Origin of the sequence: Tardiphaga sp. 768_D3_N2_1 (assembly GCF_052076105.1) — a bacterium.
In the GTDB taxonomy this organism is placed as follows: Bacteria; Pseudomonadota; Alphaproteobacteria; order Rhizobiales; family Xanthobacteraceae; genus Tardiphaga.
Map to the genome: position 1 here is coordinate 2,040,344 of NZ_CP197245.1, position 19,333 is coordinate 2,059,676.

17 protein-coding genes are annotated in these 19,333 nt (G+C 60.7%); 12 read left to right on the forward strand and 5 right to left on the reverse strand.

Features of this window, described 5'->3' with window-relative positions; genetic code table 11:
- Positions 1 to 11 precede the first annotated feature (11 nt).
- The 8 genes from AB8A27_RS09365 to AB8A27_RS09400 all read left to right on the forward strand — a co-directional run bounded on the left by AB8A27_RS09365 (position 12) and on the right by AB8A27_RS09400 (position 7,430).
- The gene (locus tag AB8A27_RS09365; protein WP_441241666.1) at positions 12 to 1,412 is read left to right on the forward strand and encodes a pyruvate dehydrogenase complex E1 component subunit beta; all 1,401 of its coding nucleotides are present in this window, start codon (positions 12 to 14) and stop codon (positions 1,410 to 1,412) included.
- A gap of 3 nt (positions 1,413 to 1,415) precedes the next feature.
- The gene (locus AB8A27_RS09370) at positions 1,416 to 1,721 is read left to right on the forward strand and encodes a DUF5076 domain-containing protein (RefSeq protein WP_371422671.1); all 306 of its coding nucleotides are present in this window, start codon (positions 1,416 to 1,418) and stop codon (positions 1,719 to 1,721) included.
- A gap of 2 nt (positions 1,722 to 1,723) precedes the next feature.
- A complete protein-coding gene (locus tag AB8A27_RS09375; protein ID WP_441241667.1) occupies positions 1,724 to 3,082 on the forward strand; it encodes a pyruvate dehydrogenase complex dihydrolipoamide acetyltransferase in 1,359 nt (452 codons plus the stop codon).
- A 22-nt stretch (positions 3,083 to 3,104) separates the two neighbouring features.
- A complete protein-coding gene (locus tag AB8A27_RS09380; RefSeq protein ID WP_441241668.1) occupies positions 3,105 to 3,761 on the forward strand; it encodes a pYEATS domain-containing protein in 657 nt (218 codons plus the stop codon).
- Positions 3,762 to 3,829: 68 nt separating this feature from the next.
- Positions 3,830 to 5,251, forward strand: coding sequence for a dihydrolipoyl dehydrogenase (gene lpdA, locus AB8A27_RS09385; RefSeq protein ID WP_441241669.1), 1,422 nt, complete (start codon positions 3,830 to 3,832; stop codon positions 5,249 to 5,251).
- A 164-nt stretch (positions 5,252 to 5,415) separates the two neighbouring features.
- Positions 5,416 to 5,661: a hypothetical protein gene (locus tag AB8A27_RS09390; protein WP_441241670.1), complete on the forward strand. Its 246-nt coding sequence runs from the start codon at positions 5,416 to 5,418 to the stop codon at positions 5,659 to 5,661.
- A 289-nt stretch (positions 5,662 to 5,950) separates the two neighbouring features.
- Positions 5,951 to 6,631 (forward strand): hypothetical protein, encoded by a 681-nt coding sequence (locus AB8A27_RS09395; RefSeq protein WP_441241671.1) that lies wholly within the window; start codon positions 5,951 to 5,953, stop codon positions 6,629 to 6,631.
- A complete protein-coding gene (locus AB8A27_RS09400; protein WP_441241672.1) occupies positions 6,618 to 7,430 on the forward strand; it encodes a tetratricopeptide repeat protein in 813 nt (270 codons plus the stop codon). The genes AB8A27_RS09395 and AB8A27_RS09400 overlap by 14 nt, the downstream gene beginning before the upstream one ends.
- A 74-nt stretch (positions 7,431 to 7,504) precedes the next feature.
- On the opposite strand, the gene AB8A27_RS09405 is transcribed toward AB8A27_RS09400, so the two are convergent.
- The 4 genes from AB8A27_RS09405 to xth all read right to left on the reverse strand — a co-directional run bounded on the left by AB8A27_RS09405 (position 7,505) and on the right by xth (position 12,352).
- On the reverse strand, positions 7,505 to 7,699 hold the full coding sequence (locus tag AB8A27_RS09405) for a hypothetical protein (RefSeq protein WP_441241673.1): 195 nt from the start codon (positions 7,697 to 7,699) through the stop codon (positions 7,505 to 7,507).
- Positions 7,696 to 8,889 (reverse strand): PepSY-associated TM helix domain-containing protein, encoded by a 1,194-nt coding sequence (locus AB8A27_RS09410; protein ID WP_441241674.1) that lies wholly within the window; start codon positions 8,887 to 8,889, stop codon positions 7,696 to 7,698. The genes AB8A27_RS09405 and AB8A27_RS09410 overlap by 4 nt, the downstream gene beginning before the upstream one ends.
- A gap of 78 nt (positions 8,890 to 8,967) precedes the next feature.
- A complete protein-coding gene (locus AB8A27_RS09415) occupies positions 8,968 to 11,268 on the reverse strand; it encodes a TonB-dependent siderophore receptor (RefSeq protein WP_441241675.1) in 2,301 nt (766 codons plus the stop codon).
- Between the two features lie 292 nt (positions 11,269 to 11,560).
- On the reverse strand, positions 11,561 to 12,352 hold the full coding sequence (gene xth / locus AB8A27_RS09420; RefSeq protein ID WP_441241676.1) for an exodeoxyribonuclease III: 792 nt from the start codon (positions 12,350 to 12,352) through the stop codon (positions 11,561 to 11,563).
- Positions 12,353 to 12,522: 170 nt separating this feature from the next.
- Here xth and AB8A27_RS09425 point away from each other — a divergent pair, with 170 nt between their 5' ends.
- The 3 genes from AB8A27_RS09425 to AB8A27_RS09435 are packed head-to-tail and all read left to right on the forward strand — an operon-like array spanning position 12,523 to position 17,652.
- Positions 12,523 to 13,653: an efflux RND transporter periplasmic adaptor subunit gene (locus tag AB8A27_RS09425; RefSeq protein WP_441241677.1), complete on the forward strand. Its 1,131-nt coding sequence runs from the start codon at positions 12,523 to 12,525 to the stop codon at positions 13,651 to 13,653.
- A gap of 3 nt (positions 13,654 to 13,656) precedes the next feature.
- Entirely contained in the window at positions 13,657 to 16,785 is a 3,129-nt protein-coding gene (locus AB8A27_RS09430; protein WP_441241678.1) for an efflux RND transporter permease subunit, read from the forward strand.
- 9 nt (positions 16,786 to 16,794) lie between these two features.
- Complete coding sequence (locus AB8A27_RS09435) at positions 16,795 to 17,652, forward strand: amidohydrolase family protein (RefSeq protein ID WP_441241679.1); 858 nt, start codon at positions 16,795 to 16,797, stop codon at positions 17,650 to 17,652.
- A 12-nt stretch (positions 17,653 to 17,664) separates the two neighbouring features.
- Here AB8A27_RS09435 and erpA read toward each other — a convergent pair whose 3' ends face one another.
- A complete protein-coding gene (erpA, locus tag AB8A27_RS09440) occupies positions 17,665 to 18,012 on the reverse strand; it encodes an iron-sulfur cluster insertion protein ErpA (protein ID WP_441241680.1) in 348 nt (115 codons plus the stop codon).
- Between the two features lie 100 nt (positions 18,013 to 18,112).
- Between erpA and AB8A27_RS09445 the strand changes: the two genes are divergently transcribed.
- Positions 18,113 to 19,327: a deoxyguanosinetriphosphate triphosphohydrolase gene (locus AB8A27_RS09445; protein ID WP_441241681.1), complete on the forward strand. Its 1,215-nt coding sequence runs from the start codon at positions 18,113 to 18,115 to the stop codon at positions 19,325 to 19,327.
- The last annotated feature ends 6 nt before the right edge of the window (positions 19,328 to 19,333 follow it).

Sequence of the window (19,333 nt, forward strand, 5' to 3'; positions counted from 1 at the left end):
CTGGAGTTATAATGGCCATTCAAGTTCTGATGCCCGCGCTGTCCCCGACCATGGAGAAGGGCAACCTCTCCAAATGGCTCAAGAAGGAAGGCGATACGATCAAGTCCGGCGATGTGATCGCCGAAATCGAAACCGACAAGGCGACGATGGAAGTCGAGGCGACCGATGAAGGAACGCTCGGCAAGATCCTGATCCCGGAAGGGACCAACGACGTCGCGGTTAACACGCCGATCGCGACCATTCTCGCCGACGGCGAAGATGCATCCGCTGCAGCGAGCGCACCGGCCCCCGCGAAGCAGGAGAAGGCCGCAGAATCCGCGCCGCCTGCTGCGGAAGCCAAATCCGCTCCGGCTCCGAAGGAAGAGGCAACTGCACCAGCAGCTCCGACGGCTGCGATCCAGCCCGATCCCGAAATCCCTGAAGGCACCGAAATGGTGACCATGACCATCCGCGAAGCGCTGCGCGACGCGATGGCCGAAGAAATGCGCCGGGATGAAGACGTCTTCATCATGGGCGAGGAAGTCGCCGAATATCAGGGCGCGTACAAAGTCACCCAGAACCTGCTGCAGGAATTCGGCGCACGCCGCGTCATCGACACGCCGATCACCGAGCACGGTTTCGCCGGTGTCGGCGTCGGCGCGGCGATGTCCGGCCTGAAGCCGATCGTCGAATTCATGACCTTCAACTTCGCCATGCAGGCGATCGACCAGATCATCAACTCCGCCGCCAAGACGCTGTACATGTCCGGCGGCCAGATGACCTGTCAGATCGTGTTCCGTGGTCCCAACGGCGCTGCGGCGCGCGTTGGCGCCCAGCACAGCCAGGACTACTCGGCCTGGTATTCGCAGATCCCCGGCCTCAAGGTCGTCGCACCCTATAGCGCCGCCGACTACAAGGGCTTGCTCAAGGCTGCGATCCGCGATCCGAACCCGGTGATCTTCCTCGAAAACGAAATGCTCTACGGGCATTCCGGTGAGGTGCCGAAGCTCGACGACTACATCGTGCCGATCGGCAAGGCCAAGGTTGCACGGGTTGGCAAGGACGTGACGTTGATCTCGTGGTCGAACGGCATGACCTATGCCCTGAAAGCCGCCGAAGAACTCGCCAAGGAAGGCATCGAGGCGGAGGTCATTGACCTTCGCACGCTGCGTCCGCTCGACACCGACACCATCATCGAGTCCGTAAAGAAGACCTCGCGCGCCGTGACGGTGGAAGAAGGCTGGCAACAGTCGGGTGTGGGTGCCGAAATTGCCGCACGCATCATGGAGCACGCGTTCGACTATCTCGATGCGCCGGTGGCGCGCGTGTCGGGCAAGGATGTGCCTATGCCTTACGCCGCCAATCTTGAAAAGCTTGCGCTGCCGTCGGTGGCTGACGTCGTGGCTGCGGCCAAAGCCGTTTGCTATCGGTGAACCATGGCAGGTCCGAAGGAACAGCCACTGCCGCCAGATGTCATGAACCGCGAGGACGCCACTGAAGTCCTGCGCGCATTCGTGCTGGATGGTGGGCTGTCCATCGCCTTCATGCGTGCCTTCGAGGAGCCCGACATGTGGGGGCTCCTGCTGGTCGACATCGCGCGCCATGCCGCACGCGCCTATGCGCGTGAGGCCAACTATTCCGAGGACGAGGCGCTGAACCGCATCGTCGAAATGTTCGAAGCTGAAATCGCGCGTCCGACTGACATGGGCAACACCACGCCGCGGTCGCAACAAGGTCACTGACAATGCCAATCAACATTCTGATGCCTGCGCTGTCGCCCACGATGGAAAAGGGCAACCTTGCCAAGTGGCTCAAGAAAGAGGGCGACAAGGTAAAGTCTGGCGACGTGATCGCCGAGATCGAGACCGACAAGGCGACGATGGAAGTCGAAGCTGTCGACGAAGGCACCATCGCCAAGATCCTGGTGGCGGAAGGTACGCAGGATGTTGCGGTGAACGCCATCATCGCGGTGCTCGCCGCCGACGGCGAGGATGTGAAGGCCGCAGGTTCGGGGGCAGGGGCCGACAAGCCGAAGCCCGCGCCCGCTGCCGAAGCGCCCGCACCGAAGCCTGCTGCCGTTGCACCTGCGCCGGCTGCTTCTCCCGTAGCGAAGGCACCGGCCGCTGCGCCAGCTCCGCAGCCTGCCGCCTCGCAGAGCAATGGCGCGCGCGTGTTCTCGTCACCGCTGGCGCGGCGTCTCGCCAAGGACGCCGGCATCGAACTCGGCCGCATCACCGGGTCGGGTCCGCATGGACGCGTGGTCGCCGCGGATGTCGAGAAGGCGAAGTCCGGTCAGGGCCTAAAGCCTGCAGCTGCTGCGGGTGCTTCCGCCGGTGCAACAGGGGCGATCGGTGCGCCTGCAATGTCCGATCAGCAGATTCTCGGGCTGTACGAGGAAGGCGGTTACGAAAGCGTGCCGCATGACTCGATGCGCCGCACGATTGCGCAGCGCCTCACCGCAGCCACCAATTCGATGCCGACCTTCTATCTCACCGTCGATTGCGATCTCGGCAAGCTCAGCGCCGCGCGCGAGGAGATCAATGCTGCGGCCGGCAAGAACGCGGATGGCAAGCCGCTCTACAAGCTCTCGGTCAATGATTTCGTCATCAAGGCGATGGCCATCGCGCTGCAGAAGATTCCGGAAGCGAACGTGTCGTGGACGGAAGCAGCGATGCTCCGTCACAAGCATTCGGACATCGGCGTCGCAGTGGCGCTGCCGTTTGGCCTGATCACGCCGATCATCCGTCAGGCCGAGATCAAGACGATTTCGCAGATCTCAAACGAGATGAAGGATCTCGCCGCCCGCGCTAAGGCCAAGAAGCTCAAGCCGAACGAATATCAGGGCGGCTCGTCCTCCGTCTCGAACCTCGGCATGTACGGCATCAAGGATTTCACTGCGGTGATCAATCCGCCGCAGTCCTCGATCCTTGCGGTCGGCACGGGTGAGGAGCGGGCAGTGGTCCGCAACGGCCAGATCGTCGCTGCGACCATGATGAGCGTGACCCTGTCCTGTGACCATCGTGCCATAGATGGCGCGCTCGGCGCGGAACTGATCACGGCCTTCAAGAAACTGATCGAAAATCCGGTGATGATGGTGGTGTAACGCAAAAGCGATTTGGGATGTTATGACCGAAAAGCCATTTCTGTCTCAAGTCGCCGATCTTTTGTCGGCCGTATCCTCGTTCGCTTGGCCGGTCCTTCTTGCCGTCTTAATTTATGCTTTGAAGGATAGGTTGCGAGAAGTCGTGACCGTTGCCATTCGTCGGATTGAGCAGGCCACGGATATTGAGTTCGGCTCGCTTAAGCTGAAAGGGGCGACCGTCACGCAAAGCGGTGAGGTCTTGAGAGGCGATAGTGCGTCAATCGAATTGGCCCCAGCTCGAAAGGCAGATGTTGATAAACGTCTAGATATTTACTCGTCGCGGCGCAGTCTGATGGTCGTCCACACAATTAAGCCGGTCGAGCCTGCCGAATTCGTGGACGGGTACAGAGTATTCGGTGTTTCAGTTTTTTTGAGACCACATAGAAATTTCGGAAAACTGAATGACGTAAAAAGTGTGACGTACTATCTCGGCGATAAATGGGGCGAAGGAAAATTTGGCTCAAAGTACGTGATTAAAAATGGAAATGAGCAGTTCGCTATGACAGCGCAGATGTATGGTGCTTGTCTTTGTACTGCTGAGATCGAGTTTCACGACGGTGCCAAGATTGAGGTCGATAGATATCTCGACGTTGAGATGGCGCCGGCTTTTGGCATTCCTTTGGATAAGGCGCGTGAGTAGATATCTACAAGCGAAGTCGCATCCACCCTCTCCCACAAGGGGAGAGGGAAGAAAGAGCAGAGTAGAAAATGGCTGACAATTCCTTCGACGTCGTCGTCATCGGCTCCGGTCCCGGCGGCTATGTGACGGCGATCCGCGCCGCGCAGCTCGGCTTCAAGACGGCGATCGTCGAGAAGGCCTATCTCGGCGGTATCTGCAACAACTGGGGCTGTATCCCGACCAAGGCCCTGCTGCGCTCTGCGGAGATCTATCACTATTTCCAGCACGCCAAGGATTACGGCCTGTCGGCAGACAACGTCTCGTTCGACATCAAGGCGGTGATCGCGCGCTCGCGTGGTGTCGTGAAGCGCCTCAGCGGCGGTGTCGAATATCTGATGAACAAGAACAAGATCTCGATCATCTGGGGTGACGCGACCCTGGATGCGCCGGGCAAGTTCACTGTCAAGAAGACGGAAGCCGCAGCGCCGAAGGGCGCGCTCGGGGCAGGCAGCTACACCGCCAAGCACATCATCGTCGCCACCGGAGCACGCCCCCGCGTGCTGCCAGGTCTTGAGCCCGACAAGAAGCTGGTCTGGACCTATTTCGAGGCGATGAACCCGGACAAGATGCCGAAGTCGCTGCTGGTGGTCGGCTCCGGCGCCATCGGCATCGAATTCGCGTCGTTCTACAAGACCATGGGCGCCGACGTGACTGTGGTCGAGGTGCTGCCGCAGATTCTGCCGGTGGAAGACGCCGAGATCGCCGGTTTCGCTCGCAAACAGTTCGAGAAGCAGGGCATCAAGATCATGTCCGGCGCGAAGGTGACCAAGCTCGACAAGAAATCGGATTCGGTCACCGTGACCATCGAAGATGGCAAGGGGGCTACCCAGCAGCTCACCGTCGACCGTGTCATCTCGGCGGTCGGCGTGGTCGGCAATATCGAAGGCTTCGGCCTAGAGAAGCTCGGCGTGAAGACCGAGCGTGGCTGTATCGTGATCGACAAATACGGCAAGACCAACGTGCCCAGTATCTATGCGATCGGCGACGTTGCCGGCCCGCCGATGCTCGCCCACAAGGCCGAGCATGAGGGCGTGATCTGCGTCGAGGCCATTAAGGGGATGAACCCGCATGCAATGGACAAGTCGCTGATTCCCGGCTGTACCTATTGCCATCCGCAGGTGGCCTCGGTCGGCCTCACCGAAGCCAAGGCCAAGGAAGCCGGCAAGGATATCCGCGTCGGCCGCTTCCCCTTCGTCGCCAATGGCAAGGCCATCGCCCAGGGCGAGGACCAAGGCATGGTGAAGGTGATCTTCGACAAGAAGACCGGCCAGCTGCTCGGCGCCCATATGGTCGGCGCTGAAGTCGTCGAGATGATCCAGGGCTTCGTGGTCGCCATGAACCTGGAGACGACCGAGGAAGAGCTCTTCCACACCATCTTCCCGCATCCGACCATCTCGGAAACGATGAAGGAAGCGGTGCTGGATGCTTATGGCCGGGTGCTGAACACTTAGTCGAACCCAGTTCTGACCAACAACTCAGCTCGCCGCTTCGTGATAGCAGGCGGGCTGAAAGCTCTGCTTCCCAACTTTATCTGCTGTTGGGGCCGGACGCTGAAAGGCGTCGTCGGTCCAACAGAACGCCGATTAAGCGTCGGCGAAATGATTGGGAGCCTTCCATGAAAGCATTCATCGCCACGGTCCTCGTCGCGACCGTTGTTGCGACGATGGTCGCGGATGCGGCGAGCGCTTCTGAACGCAAGCACGCGCGCCGTCACGTCCAGCAACCGGGCACGAGCACTCGAATCGATCCACGCGAGGCTTATGACTACTATCCGGGTTGGGGACGCGAGGCGGTGCCAATTTATGGTGTCTATCCGGGCCTGATCTATGGTGGTGCGACGTCCGCGCCGGCCGGACGCTAGAGCAATCCGCTGCAAGCAAAGGCCGGCCCGCGCGGCCGGCTTTCGGCTTCGTTTTTCAAGCAGGTCCTGCTTCAGATGGTTGCTGCCGGGCAACGAATGTTGCCGGCCTGCCACAGTCCCTCAAGATTTAACCCTGTCGTGCTGTGGGTATTGCAACCGCCGCTATTTGGCCACACGCCTTCGTGAAATCATTTCTCACCGGCCAGAAGGCTGGAGCGCTTTGTTGATCGGCGGGATGTCAGTGGGATTGTCCCGGATCGCCGAAGCGGCCTGAGAAACCAGGTTCGCGATGGACGCCAAGACGAACATCAAGTCGCGTTTGCCTAGCCGTCATATGACGGAGGGCCGGGAGCAGGTGGTGCGTGGCGCGCTCCCGTCCGTGATGAGTCCGGCTATGCCGCAGGGTGAACGGTTCGTCGCTGGCCAAGCGCTGTGCGCGGCAGCATCTCGTGCCGTCGAAATCTTCAAAAAGACACCATATCGCACCGATTCAAAGCGGGTAAGCCGTTATGTCGCCAAAGACATATTGGAAGTTGCCGACATACCGTTGCTGAAGTCGACATCGCTCGATCACAGCCGGTCGCGGGGAGCGTGCCTCACTGCGACGGGACAGATGATCGCGGAGAAAATGAAGCCCGTGACGCGGAATTCCCATCAGGACGTCGTTCGTTCTGCCGACAAGCCGATCGCCATTGGCAGGCACACAGTCGGATCGAAGGGGAATCTGGCTTTCGACATCCTCGATTCGGATAACGGCGCGCCCGTTCGGGGCGGCGCCGACGCGGGCACCTTTAACGTAAAATTGACTGACAAAGAATTGGCCGCGCACCCGACCAAGGGCGCGCGTCGCGCGACTAACCATACGTCAGGGACGCTGTGGAAATATGCCCGGCAGGCTGGATCGGCCATTGGTGGCACCGTGTCCAAGCCCGGCTGGGCCCACGAGAAATACTGTAATGCGGATATTTGAGCGTACCGTTTTTGTAGCGTTTGCTTTGGGTGCCGCGTCAGTGGCCGCGCCGGGCTTTGCCTTTGATGGTGCTCCGGTTGGCAGCAGTGACGCTGCGTTGCCGGTTGTAACGACCATTCCCGGTGCTGCCCCGGTCTTGAAAAAGTCCGCCAAGCCAGACACTTCGCTGACCGCGCTTCAATACGCCGCCGAAGGCGGTCATCCGATCGCCCAGTGGAAACTCGGCCGGATGTATGCCGACGGTAATGGCGTGGCGCAGGACGACCTGCGCGCCTTCGAATATTTCAGCCGTATCGCCAACGCTCATGCGGAGGACTCGCCGTCCGCGCCGCAGGCGACCATCGTCGCCAATGCCTTCGTGGCCCTTGGCCGCTATTACCTCGACGGTATTCCGAATTCGAAGATCAAGGCCGACACTGAACGCGCACGTGAGATGTTCTCCTACGCTGCGTCCTATTTCGGCAATGCAGACGCCCAGTACGATCTGGCCCGCCTGTATCTGAAGGGAATCGGCACCCCGCGCGATACCAAGTATGGCGCCCGCTGGCTTGGCCTTGCGGCGCAGAAGGGCCAGCACCAGGCACAGGCGCTGCTCGGCCAGATGCTGTTCAACGGTGAATCGCTTCCGCGGCAGATGGCGCGCGGCCTGATGTGGCTGACGCTGGCCCGCGACAATGCCGGCCCGGACGACACCTGGATCCGCGACAGCTACAACAAGGCTATCGCGAAGGCCTCCGAAGACGACCGGGCCATGGCGCTCCAGATGCTCGAGCACTGGGTGCAGGGCAAGCGGGACTGAAGTTCTCTAGGCGTCCCGCTCCGTCGTTTGCTTCGCTTGCGGTAGTGAGCGGGCAGTGCGGGACGGCGTGGCCGTCAGGGGCGCCGGCGCCTCTGGATGCAGATCATGATCACAATGATCGGTATCGTAAGCGCGGCCCAGGATAGCCCCCACCAGACGCCGCCATGACCGATCAGAGCCGAGATCAGGCCGAACACGGTGAGAATTGCGATCGCGGTCGGCCACCGCCAGAGATGCACAAATCCGCGACGTGATCTGGTGGTGATCATTCGGCTGCCTGTCCCGACAGCGGCGCGGAAGCGGTATTGCTGGTGACCAGTTCGTTTTCCGCTGCGGGAACAACCGACGCGCGGCGCGTCCACCACAGATACAGGCCGCTGCCGAGCACCACGATGGTGACGAGATCGAGCAGCGCCCAGATGATCTTCAGTGGCATGCCGCCATAATCGCCGAAGTGCAGAGGACGCGAGACTTCCAGCGCGCGCAGGTACCACGGCATTGTCACGATATTGGTCAGCTCGCCAGTCCGGGCATCCACCAGCACGGGACTGAACAGCCGCGATGTAAGCGGCTCGCGGCCCTTGGTCCAGATCAGGTAGTGAAACGGCGAGCCGAATGTCGCGCCGGGAAAGACCACGCTGGTCGCAATCATGTCGGGCAGGGCAGCCCGGGTCTTGTCGAGGGCCCCCTGCGGTGAACTCAGCTCGGCGATTGAGGGCGTTGGCTTGCCCTGCATGGGCGCGAGCATCGCCTTCACGTCAGTCATCTGCCAAAGCCCGAACAGTGGCTTCGACAGTTCGTTGATGACACCAGTCGTACCGACCACAAGGGCCCATGCGAGTGTCACCACACCCAGCATGTTGTGCAGATCCAGCCATTTCAGCCGCGGCGAGCGATCGGCACGGACGGTACCGAAATCGAGCTTGCGCATGAACGGGCCGTAGATGACGACGCCGGATACGATGGCGATCACGAACAGCAGCGCCATAAATCCCATGAACAGTTCGCCGGGAAGGCCAGCAAAGAGATCGCGATGCAGCTTGAGGATCACGTCCATGAAGCGGACGCCGTCCTCGTCAAATGGCTTGGTCTGCTTGAGGATCTGCGCGGTATGGGCGTCGAACTTGATCCAGTGCGCGGACTTGCGGTTTTCCGTAAAGGCTTTCCAGGATGGCGCCATGGTGACGACGATCTTGGGTTCGTCGTCGTCAGAGAACATGAACAGGATGATCTCGTCCGGATACATTTTCCGGCTGATCTCAGCGAGGCGGTCGAGGCTGACGTTCGGCGTGTTCTCGGGAACGGATGCATAAGGCAGCGAGTCGTCCAGCAGATCGTTGATCTCGTCGCGGAACACCAGCGGAAGTCCGGTGACACAGATCAGCAGCAGGAAGGCCGTGCAGACCAGACTCGTCCACTTGTGGATCCAGAACCATTTTCGCAGCATCGATCGCGTCATGACGGAGTCCGTGAATTGCAGCGACCGCAGCAGATATCAGTGCCGCGGCCGCCCTGGATATCGATTGCGCAGCTCAGCCTACCAACGATAGCGCAGCGTCGCGATCACTTCGCGGCGCAGGCCGTAATAGCAGCCGTTGTCTTGACACAAGGTGACATAGGTCTTGTCGAATAGATTGGTGGCATTCACCTGCAGATTGAAGCCGTTGAACTGCTTGCCAAGGGCGGCCAGATCGTAGTGAAGCGCAGCGTCAAACAACGTCACCGACGGGACATAGAAGTCGTTGGCCGTTGTTCCCGGGGTTTCGCCGATGTAGCGCACGCCTCCTGACAGGCCGAAGCCATTGAGCGGGCCGCTGTGGAAGGTGTAGTCGGCCCAGGCCGTTGCAGAATTCATCGGCATGCCGATCGGATGCCTGCCAAACTGAGTCGGGTTGTTGGACTTCGTCACGACATTGTCGAGATAAGTGTAGGATGCAAGCACGGTCAGCTCGCTGTTGACCTCGGTCTTGGCCTCAAGCTCGACGCCACGCGATCGGACTTCGCCAGTTTGCACATTGGTTCGTGAGCCGCTGCGGATATGCGTCGGATCCGGATCAGGCGTCAGGACGTTCTGCTGCGTCAGATCGAACAAAGCGAGCGTATAGAGCGACTTTGCGTTCGGTTGATACTTGATGCCGGTTTCATATTGCTGTCCGCGCGTCGGCACGAAAGGATTGCCGAAATAGTCAGTGTTGGCGACCGGTTGGAACGACTCTGTGTATTGGATGTACGGTGCGATCCCGTTATCGAACTTGTACATCAGCGCGCCGCGCTTACTGACGGCAGTGTCGGATTTGTCCGCAATGGCGCGGGTGTTGCTCACCAGATTGTTGGAATCGGTGTGCGAGTCGGCCTGATCGCGGCGGATGCCGAGCAGGGCGATCCAGTTATCGAGCTTGATCTGGTCCTGTGCATAGAAGCCGTATTGATCGACCCGCTGCGCATTGATGGATGTCAGCGGAACGGTCGGTGTGGGTCCATAGATCGGATTTAGCGCATTGATGTTGGTCGCGGTGCCCGTTCCGTTACGAGCAGTGTCGGTCGCATTGCGGTAGTCGAAGCCGAACAGCACCGTATGTTCGAACGGCCCGAAGCGAAATTTGCCTTCCGCCTGATTATCGAGGGCGAACGAACGGATCGTCTCCTGAGTGGTGTAGGCGCCGCGCGACAGATTGGTTGGATTAGTCCCGACGTTGGGCGACACCGTCGCGAAGTCGGTCGAGTTGTCCATGTAGCGCAGGTTCTGTCGGACCGTCAGGCCGTGATCGAACTTGTGCTCGAACTGATAACCAATCGAGGCGTATTCGCGCGACGTGTGATCGAAGCCCGGCTGGCCCGAGAAGAAGCTCGTCGGGATATATTGCCCGTTATACGGCGTGATCGTGCCGATGCCGCGCGGCAGGAGCTGATTGTAGAAGCCGGCCCTCGGATCGCGCTGATAGGTGCCCTGAATCGTCAGCGTGGTCTGGTTGTCCGGCCGCCATGTCAGCGAGGGCGCGATGGAGACCCGCTGATAGCCCTGATAGTCGACCTGGCTGCCCACGTCATAGCCAGAGGCGGTCAGGCGATAGAGAAACTCTTTGTTCTTGTCGAGCGGGCCGCTGAGATCGACGCCTGCCTGGGCGCGGCCATAACTGCCGGTGGACACGAACATCTCGTGATAGGGTTCTTGGGTCGGGCGCTTGCTGACCGAATTGACGATGCCGCCGGGTGTGGCCTGGCCGTACAGGATCGACGCAGGTCCGCGCAGCACTTCGATACGTTCGAGATTGTAGGGCTCGACGATCGGATAGCCGAAAATGCCGAAATTCACGAGCCGCATGGAGTCGAGATACTGATCCGCAAGGAAACCACGAATATAGATGCCGTCGGTGCGCGCATCTGCGCCTGCAACTTCCGACCGCGTTCCCGGTACATAGCGCACAGCTTGCGCGACGCTCTGGACCGCCTGCGCCTGGATTTGATCCTGCGTCACGACCGAGATGGACTGCGGTGTTTCAATCAGAGGCGTATCGGTCTTGGTGCCCGTGCCGCTGCGCGTCGCAATGTAGCCATCGACATGGCCCCAGGCCGTTTCCGGTGCGCGCGCTGCAGGAGCAGGAGTTGGCTGTGCTTGCTGATTTGCTGACCGCGTGGCTGCCCGCCGCGCGCTTCGCGCGCTGGCACTTCGGCGCGCGTTCTGACTGCGACGTGCGGTCTGCTGTTGTGGTGCATCGACAGTGACGGCGGGCAATGTGGATTGGGCGTGAACTGCCGTGGTGAAGTCCGATGACAGAACGAGACAGCTTGCTGCCCCCAGCCAGATTGCATGTCTCCAGATTTTCTTTTCGTTGATCACTACGCTGCCCCGTCAATTGTGCAAAACGTCACAAGTCGTTTTGCAGCTTCGTGATTGACGGCCGCACGCAAGACAATCGGCAGCGAGCTGGAATAAATCCAATCTGATGAGGTGCCGGGCGGGGTGTGGCAAAATTAGCGCAGAATTAGCAGGACTTGTGTCCGGTGGAGTGTGGTGCGGCCTTTCTGCACGCGGGACCGCATCGCGTTTCCGCGATCGAAAGAGCTGCGCGTGGTTCGTTCCACGGCAGACTCATTGACGGGACGGGTATCAGGAGTTGGCAGTTGCCGCGCTACGCCGCCTCGAGATCCAGATCGACCCAGACCGGCACGTGGTCCGACGGCTTCTCCCAGGCGCGCACATACTTGTCGATGCCGACGTCGATGAGCTTGTCGCTGGCCTGCGGCGATAGCAGCAGGTGGTCAATGCGGATGCCCCAGTTCTTCTGCCAGGCGCCGGCCTGATAGTCCCAGAACGTGTACTGACCGGGCTCGTCGGTGACAGCGCGCAGGGCATCGGTCATGCCCAATCCGAGCAGGGACTGGAAGCTGGCGCGGGTTTCCGGTTTGAACAGCGCGTCGTTGATCCACGCCGCCGGGTTATGGACGTCTGCCGCCGCAGGGATGACGTTGAAGTCACCGGCGAGAATCAATGGCTCCTCGGTCTTCAGCCGCAGCTTGGTGAATTCCTGCAGCCGGGACATCCATTTCAGCTTGTAGGGGTACTTCTCGGTGTCGACCGGATTGCCGTTCGGCAGATACAGGCAGGCAACCCGAACCACGCCGGATTTCAGCGACACCACGCCTTCGATGAAGCGGGCATGAAGATCGTCGTCGTCGCCCGCCAGCCGAGGCGTGGCTTCCTCTAGGGGATATTTCGAGAGTAGGGCAACGCCGTTGAACGTCTTCTGGCCGTGCGTGACGACATTGTAGCCAAGTGCCTCAATGGGCTCGCGCGGAAACGCCTCATCGAGGCATTTGATCTCTTGCAGGCAGACGATGTCCGGCGAGCAATCGCGCAGCCACGTCAGCAGATGGTCCAGCCGCTGGCGGACAGAATTCACATTCCAGGTGGCAATTCTCATCTGCTGGGATTCCGGTAACAACAATGGCAAAAATACGTCAACGTGGCATACCATCATCCCCGCCAACATGATAAGCTTTAAGCCTAAAGCGCACAGACGCTGTCTTTAAAAGCTGCCATGGGCGGGAAACGGGGGCGACCCGATCTTCTGTACCAGGTGACATGGACCATATGAAGAAACGCACATCGATCGCTCTACTCGTTCTCGTCGGCGCCGTGGCGGTTGGCGCCTATGCGACGCGATCCTCCTGGATCGGGAACAATGTCAGCGCCCAGGCCCCGCAACGCGCGAGGGTCGTGTCTGTCGAACTGGCCAAGGCCGAGCGTAGGCCTGTTCCAGTCGATGTCGATGCAATCGGCACGGTAACTCCCATTTCCAGCGTGGCGCTGAAATCACGGGTCGAAACCACCATCACATCGGTTCATTTCGAAGACGGCGCCAAGGTCAAGGAAGGCGACCTCCTGTTCACCCTCGATTCGCGGCAGATCGATGCCCAGATCGAGCAGGCTGAAGGCACATTGGCCCGCGATCAGGCCCAACTGGCCGGCGCGGAACGTGACGTGCGGCGCTTTACCGACCTGATCGGGAAGGGCGCGACCACCCAGGTCAGTGTCGACAATGCCAAGACCCAATCTGACATCCTGGCCGGAACCATCCGGGCCGATCAGTCGGCGCTCGATAATCTCAAGGTCCAGAAGAGCTATACCATCATCCGCGCGCCGTTCTCCGGCCGGATCAGTGCAGCCAATGTGAAGGTCGGTAATTTCGTTCGCCCTGCGGACACCGCGCCGCTGGCGACCATCAACCAGATGGCGCCGGTCTACGTCTCCTTCGCCATTCCACAACGTGTGCTTGGCGATCTGCGCGAAGCGATGGCGGCGGGATCGACCTCGGTCATTGCGACCATCCCGAACAGCGGCCGGTCTGAAACCGGCAAGGTGGCGATGGTGGAAAACACCGTGGATTCCACCACCGGCATGGTCACCGTGCGCGGCATCATGAGCAATCCGAACGAGACCTTGTGGCCGGGCATCCTGGTGCAGACCAAGCTGATCGTGCGTACCGAGGACGGCGTTGTTGTGCCGACCGTGGCCGTGCAGCGCAGCCAGACCGGGAACTTCGTGTTCACGGTGAAGGACGGCGTCGCCCGTGTTCAGCCTGTCGAGGTTGATCGCACCTTCCAGGGAATCTCGGTGATCTCGTCGGGTTTAAAAGGGGATGAGGACGTCGTCGTCGATGGCCAGCTCCTGCTGACACAAGGCACACGGGTCGAAGCCCGGGCCCGCAAGGCCGGGGCATAAAACATGACCCTCTCGGAGCTCTGCATCCGTCGCCCTGTGATGACCACGCTCATCACGGCGACGATCATCGCGTTTGGCATTTTCGGCTTCAGGCTACTGCCGGTGTCGGCGCTGCCGAAAGTGGACTTTCCGACTATCGCGGTGACGGCAACTCTGCCGGGCGCCAGCGCCGACACGATGGCGGCCTCGGTCGCCGGCATCATTGAGCGTCAACTCTCGACCATCGCCGGCATCTCCTCGATGTCGTCGAGTTCGTCGCAGGGAACGACCCAGATCATCATTCAGTTCGATCTCAACCGCAATATCGATGCGGCGGCGCTGGATGTGCAGACCGCGCTGACGATCGCGCAGCGCCGGTTGCCGATCGAAATGACGATTCCGCCGAGTTTCCGCAAGGTGAATCCCGGCGACTTCCCGGTGCTGTTCATTGCGCTGAGTTCATCGACGTTGCCGCTCTCGGCCGTCAATGAATTCGGCGATATCACCATCGGACAGGCGCTCTCGCAGATTCCCGGCGTGGCGCAGGTGCTGATCTATGGCACGCAGAAATTCGCCATTCGCGTGCAGGCCGATCCCGAAGCTGCGGCAGCTCGCGGACTGTCGCTCGAGGACATCCGCACGGCGGTGTCGCGCGCCAACTCCTCGACGCCGGTCGGTACGCTGAACGGACCGAAGCAAGACATCTCGCTGCAGGCCTCCGGACAGATGTCCAGGGCCGCCGACTATGGCCAGGTCGTTGTCGCCTGGCGCAACGGCTCGCCGGTCAAGCTGAACGAAGTCGCCAAGATCTATGACGCCGTCGAAAACGACAAGGTCGCGACCTGGTTGAATGGCCAGCGCGCCATCGTGCTGGCGATCCAGAAGCAGCCCGACGCCAACACGGTCGCCGTGGTCGACGGCGTCCGCGCCAAGCTGCCGTCGCTGCGTGCGCAATTACCGCCATCGGTCGAAGTCAATATGATGATGGACCGCTCGATCTCGGTCCGCGAAGCCGTCGCCGACGTCGAGGAAACGTTGCTGATTGCAGTCGTGCTGGTGATCTTCGTGATTTTCCTATTCCTGCGCTCGGCCTCCGCGACCTTGATTCCCGCACTGGCGGTGCCGATTTCGATCTTCGGCACATGCGCTGCGATGTATATGCTGGACTACTCCATCAACAACATGACGCTGCTGGCGTTGACCCTGTCCGTCGGCTTCGTCGTCGACGACGCCATCGTCATGCTGGAGAATATCGTCCGGCACATCGAACTCGGCATGAAGCCGTTCGACGCGGCGCTGAAGGGCGCACGCGAAATCGGCTTCACCATCGTTTCGATCACCTTCTCGCTGATCGCGGTGTTCATTCCCGTGCTGCTGATGGGCGGAATTGTTGGCCGCGTGTTCCGTGAATTCGCTGTGACGATCGCGGTGGCGATTGTCGTCTCCGGCTTCGTGTCGCTGACGCTGACGCCCATGCTCTGCGCGCGCGTGCTCAAGGCGCACAATCCCGAGCATAAGGAAAATTTCATCCTGCGCGGTTTCGAGCGCATATTTGCGGCTTGGCTGCGCGGTTACGAGTGGGCGCTCGATCGCGTGCTGGCACACAAGGGCATCATGCTGGTGGTGACGCTCGCGACCCTCGGCGGCACTGTTTATCTTTACAACATCGTACCGAAAGGCTTCTTCCCGCAGGAGGACACCGGCTTCCTGACCGGTACGACCGAAGCCGCAACCGATACGTCATTCGAAGCGATGAGTGCGCGGCAGCAGGCGCTCGCCGATCTGCTGAAATCCGATCCTGCCGTCGAATATATCAACAGCACGGTGGGCTCCGGCGGTCCGAATGCGACGGCGAATTACGGTCGTCTGTTCGTCGCGCTGAAGCCGCGCAAGGATCGTGATCCCGCACAGGTGGTGATGGCGCGGCTGCGCCAGAAGTCGCTGGCCGTTCCGGGCCTGCAGGCTTTCTTCCAGAGCATCCAGAACCTGAATATCGGCGGCCGTCCGTCGAAGAGTCAGTACCAGTATGTGCTTCAGGGCAGCGACACCGACACGCTGTATCGCGTGTCGCCGGAAATGCGGGACCGCATCGCCAAGGTGCCGGGCCTGCTCGATGTGACCACCGACCTCTATATCAAGAACCCGCAGATGACGGTCGATATCGACCGCGAAAAGGCGGCGGTTTACGGCGTCACCGTCGATCAGGTTCGTAACCAGCTCTATAATGCGTTCGGTTCGCGCCAGGTCGGTACCATCTATATGCCGACCAACGACTATCAGATCATTCTGGAAGCACAGCCGCAGTTCCGGATTGATCCGAGCGATCTCTCCAAGCTCTATATGAAGACGTCGAACAATCAGACCATTCCGCTGAGTGCGGTCGCACGTCTGGTGCCGACGGTTGGGCCGCTGCAGATCAACCATCAGGGCCAGCAGCCGGCCGTGACGATCTCGTTCAACCTCGTGCCCGGCTATTCGCTGGGCTATGCGGTCGACCAGATCACGCAAATCGAGGCGGACTCCAAACTGCCGGTGACCATCGCCACCGGCTTCTCCGGCACGGCGCAGGTGTTCCAGGATTCGTTGCGCGGGCAGGGCGTGCTGATCCTCGCCGCTGTGTTCGCGGCCTTCGTGATCCTCGGCATTCTCTATGAGAGCTTCATCCATCCGATCACGATCATTTCCGGCCTGCCATCGGCGGGTATCGGCGCGATCCTGACCTTGATGCTGTTCAAGATGGAAATGTCTGTGATCGCCATGATCGGCATCGTCATGCTGGTCGGCATCGTCAAGAAGAACGCCATCATGATGGTCGACTTCGCGCTCGAGCGTCGCCGCGTCGGCCTGTCGGCCGAACATGCGATCCGCGAGGCCGCGCTACTGCGTTTCCGCCCGATCATGATGACCACCTTCGCGGCCATCTTCGGCACGCTGCCGATCGCGCTCGGTGCCGGTGCCGGCGCCGAATTGCGTCAGCCACTTGGCGTCGCGGTGGTCGGCGGTCTGTGTGTCTCGCAATTGCTGACGCTGTTCATCACGCCGGTCATCTACATCTATCTCGACCGCATCGACCGCAAGCTGAAGCGCAAGCTGCAGCCGCAGCTCGACGAAGAAGACCACGACGATCGTCCGCGCGTCGTTGCGGCGGAATAGGGTGTCTTAATGCTGGTGAGAACACTCACTGCGGCCGCCTTGCTGGCCGCACTTGTTGCTGCGCCGGCGCATTCCGACGACCGGATCGAAATCTTCGACGCCCATATGCACTACAACTGGGAGCCGAAGCCGTATTACCAACCCGACGAAGTGTTGGAGGTTTTCAGGAAGAACCGCGTCACCGGCGTTCTCGCCACGAGCCGCCCGAACACCGGCACCCATGTGCTGATGGACGACAAGGCGAAGGGCAAGGCGGGTGATCTGCAGGTCGTGCCGTTCATCCGGCCGTATCGCGTGCGCGCCGATATCGGCAGCTGGTTCAACGATCCCGTGATCTTCGATCTCGTGCAGGAGGAGTTCAAGCGCGGCTATTATCGCGGCGTCGGCGAATTTCACCTGACCGGCAAGGCGGCCGATACTGAGATGGTCAAGAAGACCGTCGATTTTGCCGTCGCCAACAATCTCTATCTGCACGCCCATGCCGACGACGAAGCGGTCGAGATTCTGATGCGGCACAATCCGCGCGCGCAGATCATTTGGGCGCATACCGGCTTCAGCCTCGCGCCGGATCGTGTCGCAGCGATGCTGATAAAATACCCGAAACTCTGGGGTGAATTGTCTTACCGCAGCGGCATCGTGGACGGATCAGGCAAACTGACGCCGCAATGGCGCGTGCTGTTTGAGCGCTACCCCGATCGCTTCCTGCTGGGCTCTGACACCTGGGTGCCGGAACGCTGGGCAAGCTATGGCGATATCATGGATGGCTATCGCGCCTGGCTGGTGCAACTGCCGCCGGCGGTCGCCAAACAGATCGCACACGACAATGCGCGGGCGTTGTTCGCCGAGAAATCAGACCGATCTAGATGAGCCGAAGAGAGGTCAGATCGAGAAGCTGGTCCCGCAGCCGCAGGACGCCGTCGCGTTCGGATTGACCACGCGGAACGAGGCACCGATCAGGTCATCCACGAAATCGAGTTCGGAACCGGCCAGGAACGGCGCTGAAGAAGGGTCCACCAGCACAACGACACTGTCGCGTTCGATCAGGATGTCGTCGTCTGCCTTGGCGCGCTCGACATCGAACTTGTACTGGAAGCCGGAGCAGCCGCCGCCTTCGACCGACACACGGAGCATGGCGCCGTCGCCTTCGGTCTTGAGGATCTCGCCGATCCGGCGCGCAGCACGCGCGCTGACAGTGAGAGGGGCCTCGGATATTGCTGCGTCAGTCATATTTGGCTCCGCCGGAGAGATTCGAACCATTTGAATCTACCGCTCCTCATAGTTAAGTGCGGCAGGCTCAGGAATCAATTGGATCAAGGATAAACACGCCGTGTCGGTCGGAATGGCTGCTCCCCGCGCACCCTATGCCTGCGACCCAGATCGCAGCCGTGGACGGCTGTTTTCGGAGGCTCCGAGCCGGACCCGCAGCGCATTTCGCCGGGATTGCGACCGGGTCATTCACTCGACTGCGTTTCGCCGGCTCAAGCACAAGACCCAGGTTTTCGTGTTCCATGAGGGCGATCATTACCGCACCCGTCTCACCCACACGTTGGAAGTGGCCCAGATCGCCCGTGCCGTGGCCCGGCAGCTGGGGCTCGACGAAGACCTGACCGAGACCCTGGCGCTGGCCCATGACATCGGCCATCCGCCGTTCGGCCACGCCGGCGAGCGGGCGCTGGACGCCTGTCTCGAGGCCCATGGCGGCTTCGATCACAATGCCCAGACTTTGCGCCTCGTGACGTCGCTGGAGCATCGCTATCCCGAGTTCGATGGCCTCAACCTGACCTGGGAAACCCTCGAAGGTATTGTCAAACACAACGGGCCGCTGACCGACGCATCAGGCATGCCCATCGGACGTTATGCCACTCATGGCGTGCCGTTCGGGATCACCGAGTATGACCGCACCTTTGATCTGGAGCTGTCGAGTTTCGCCTCAATGGAAGCACAGGTCGCGGCGATTGCCGATGATATCGCTTACGACGCTCATGACATCGATGACGGATTGCGCGCAGGGCTGTTCACCGTCGATGACCTCAAGGCGATGCTGCTCACGCAAGGCATGATCGCCGAGATCGACACGCGCTATCCCGGTCTTGACGAGAGCCGGCGCGGTGCTGAACTGGTGCGCGAACTGATTTCCTATCTGATCGGTGCGGTCGTCGGTGAGACGGAGCAACGACTAGGCGTGTTGGTGCCGAAATCCGCGGAGGACATTCGCCGCTGTGGGCGCAAGCTCGTCGCGTTTCGTGCCGACGCGGCAGAAGCCGAGGCTGGGATCAAGGCCTTCCTCTGGCAGCACATGTATCGCCATGAGCGTGTCATGCGGGTGATGGTCGAGGCCGAATGTCTGGTCACCGACCTGTTTGCACGCTATCAGCGCGCGCCCGAGGATCTTCCGGCAGAATGGCTGCCCCCGGAAGGTGCCGAGCCGGAATCGGAGGGCGACCAGGCGCGCCGGATCGGCAATTTCATTGCCGGGATGACCGACCGTTTTGCCATCACCGAGCATATCCGGCTCTTTGACTCGACCCCCGAATTGCGTTAGGCGACA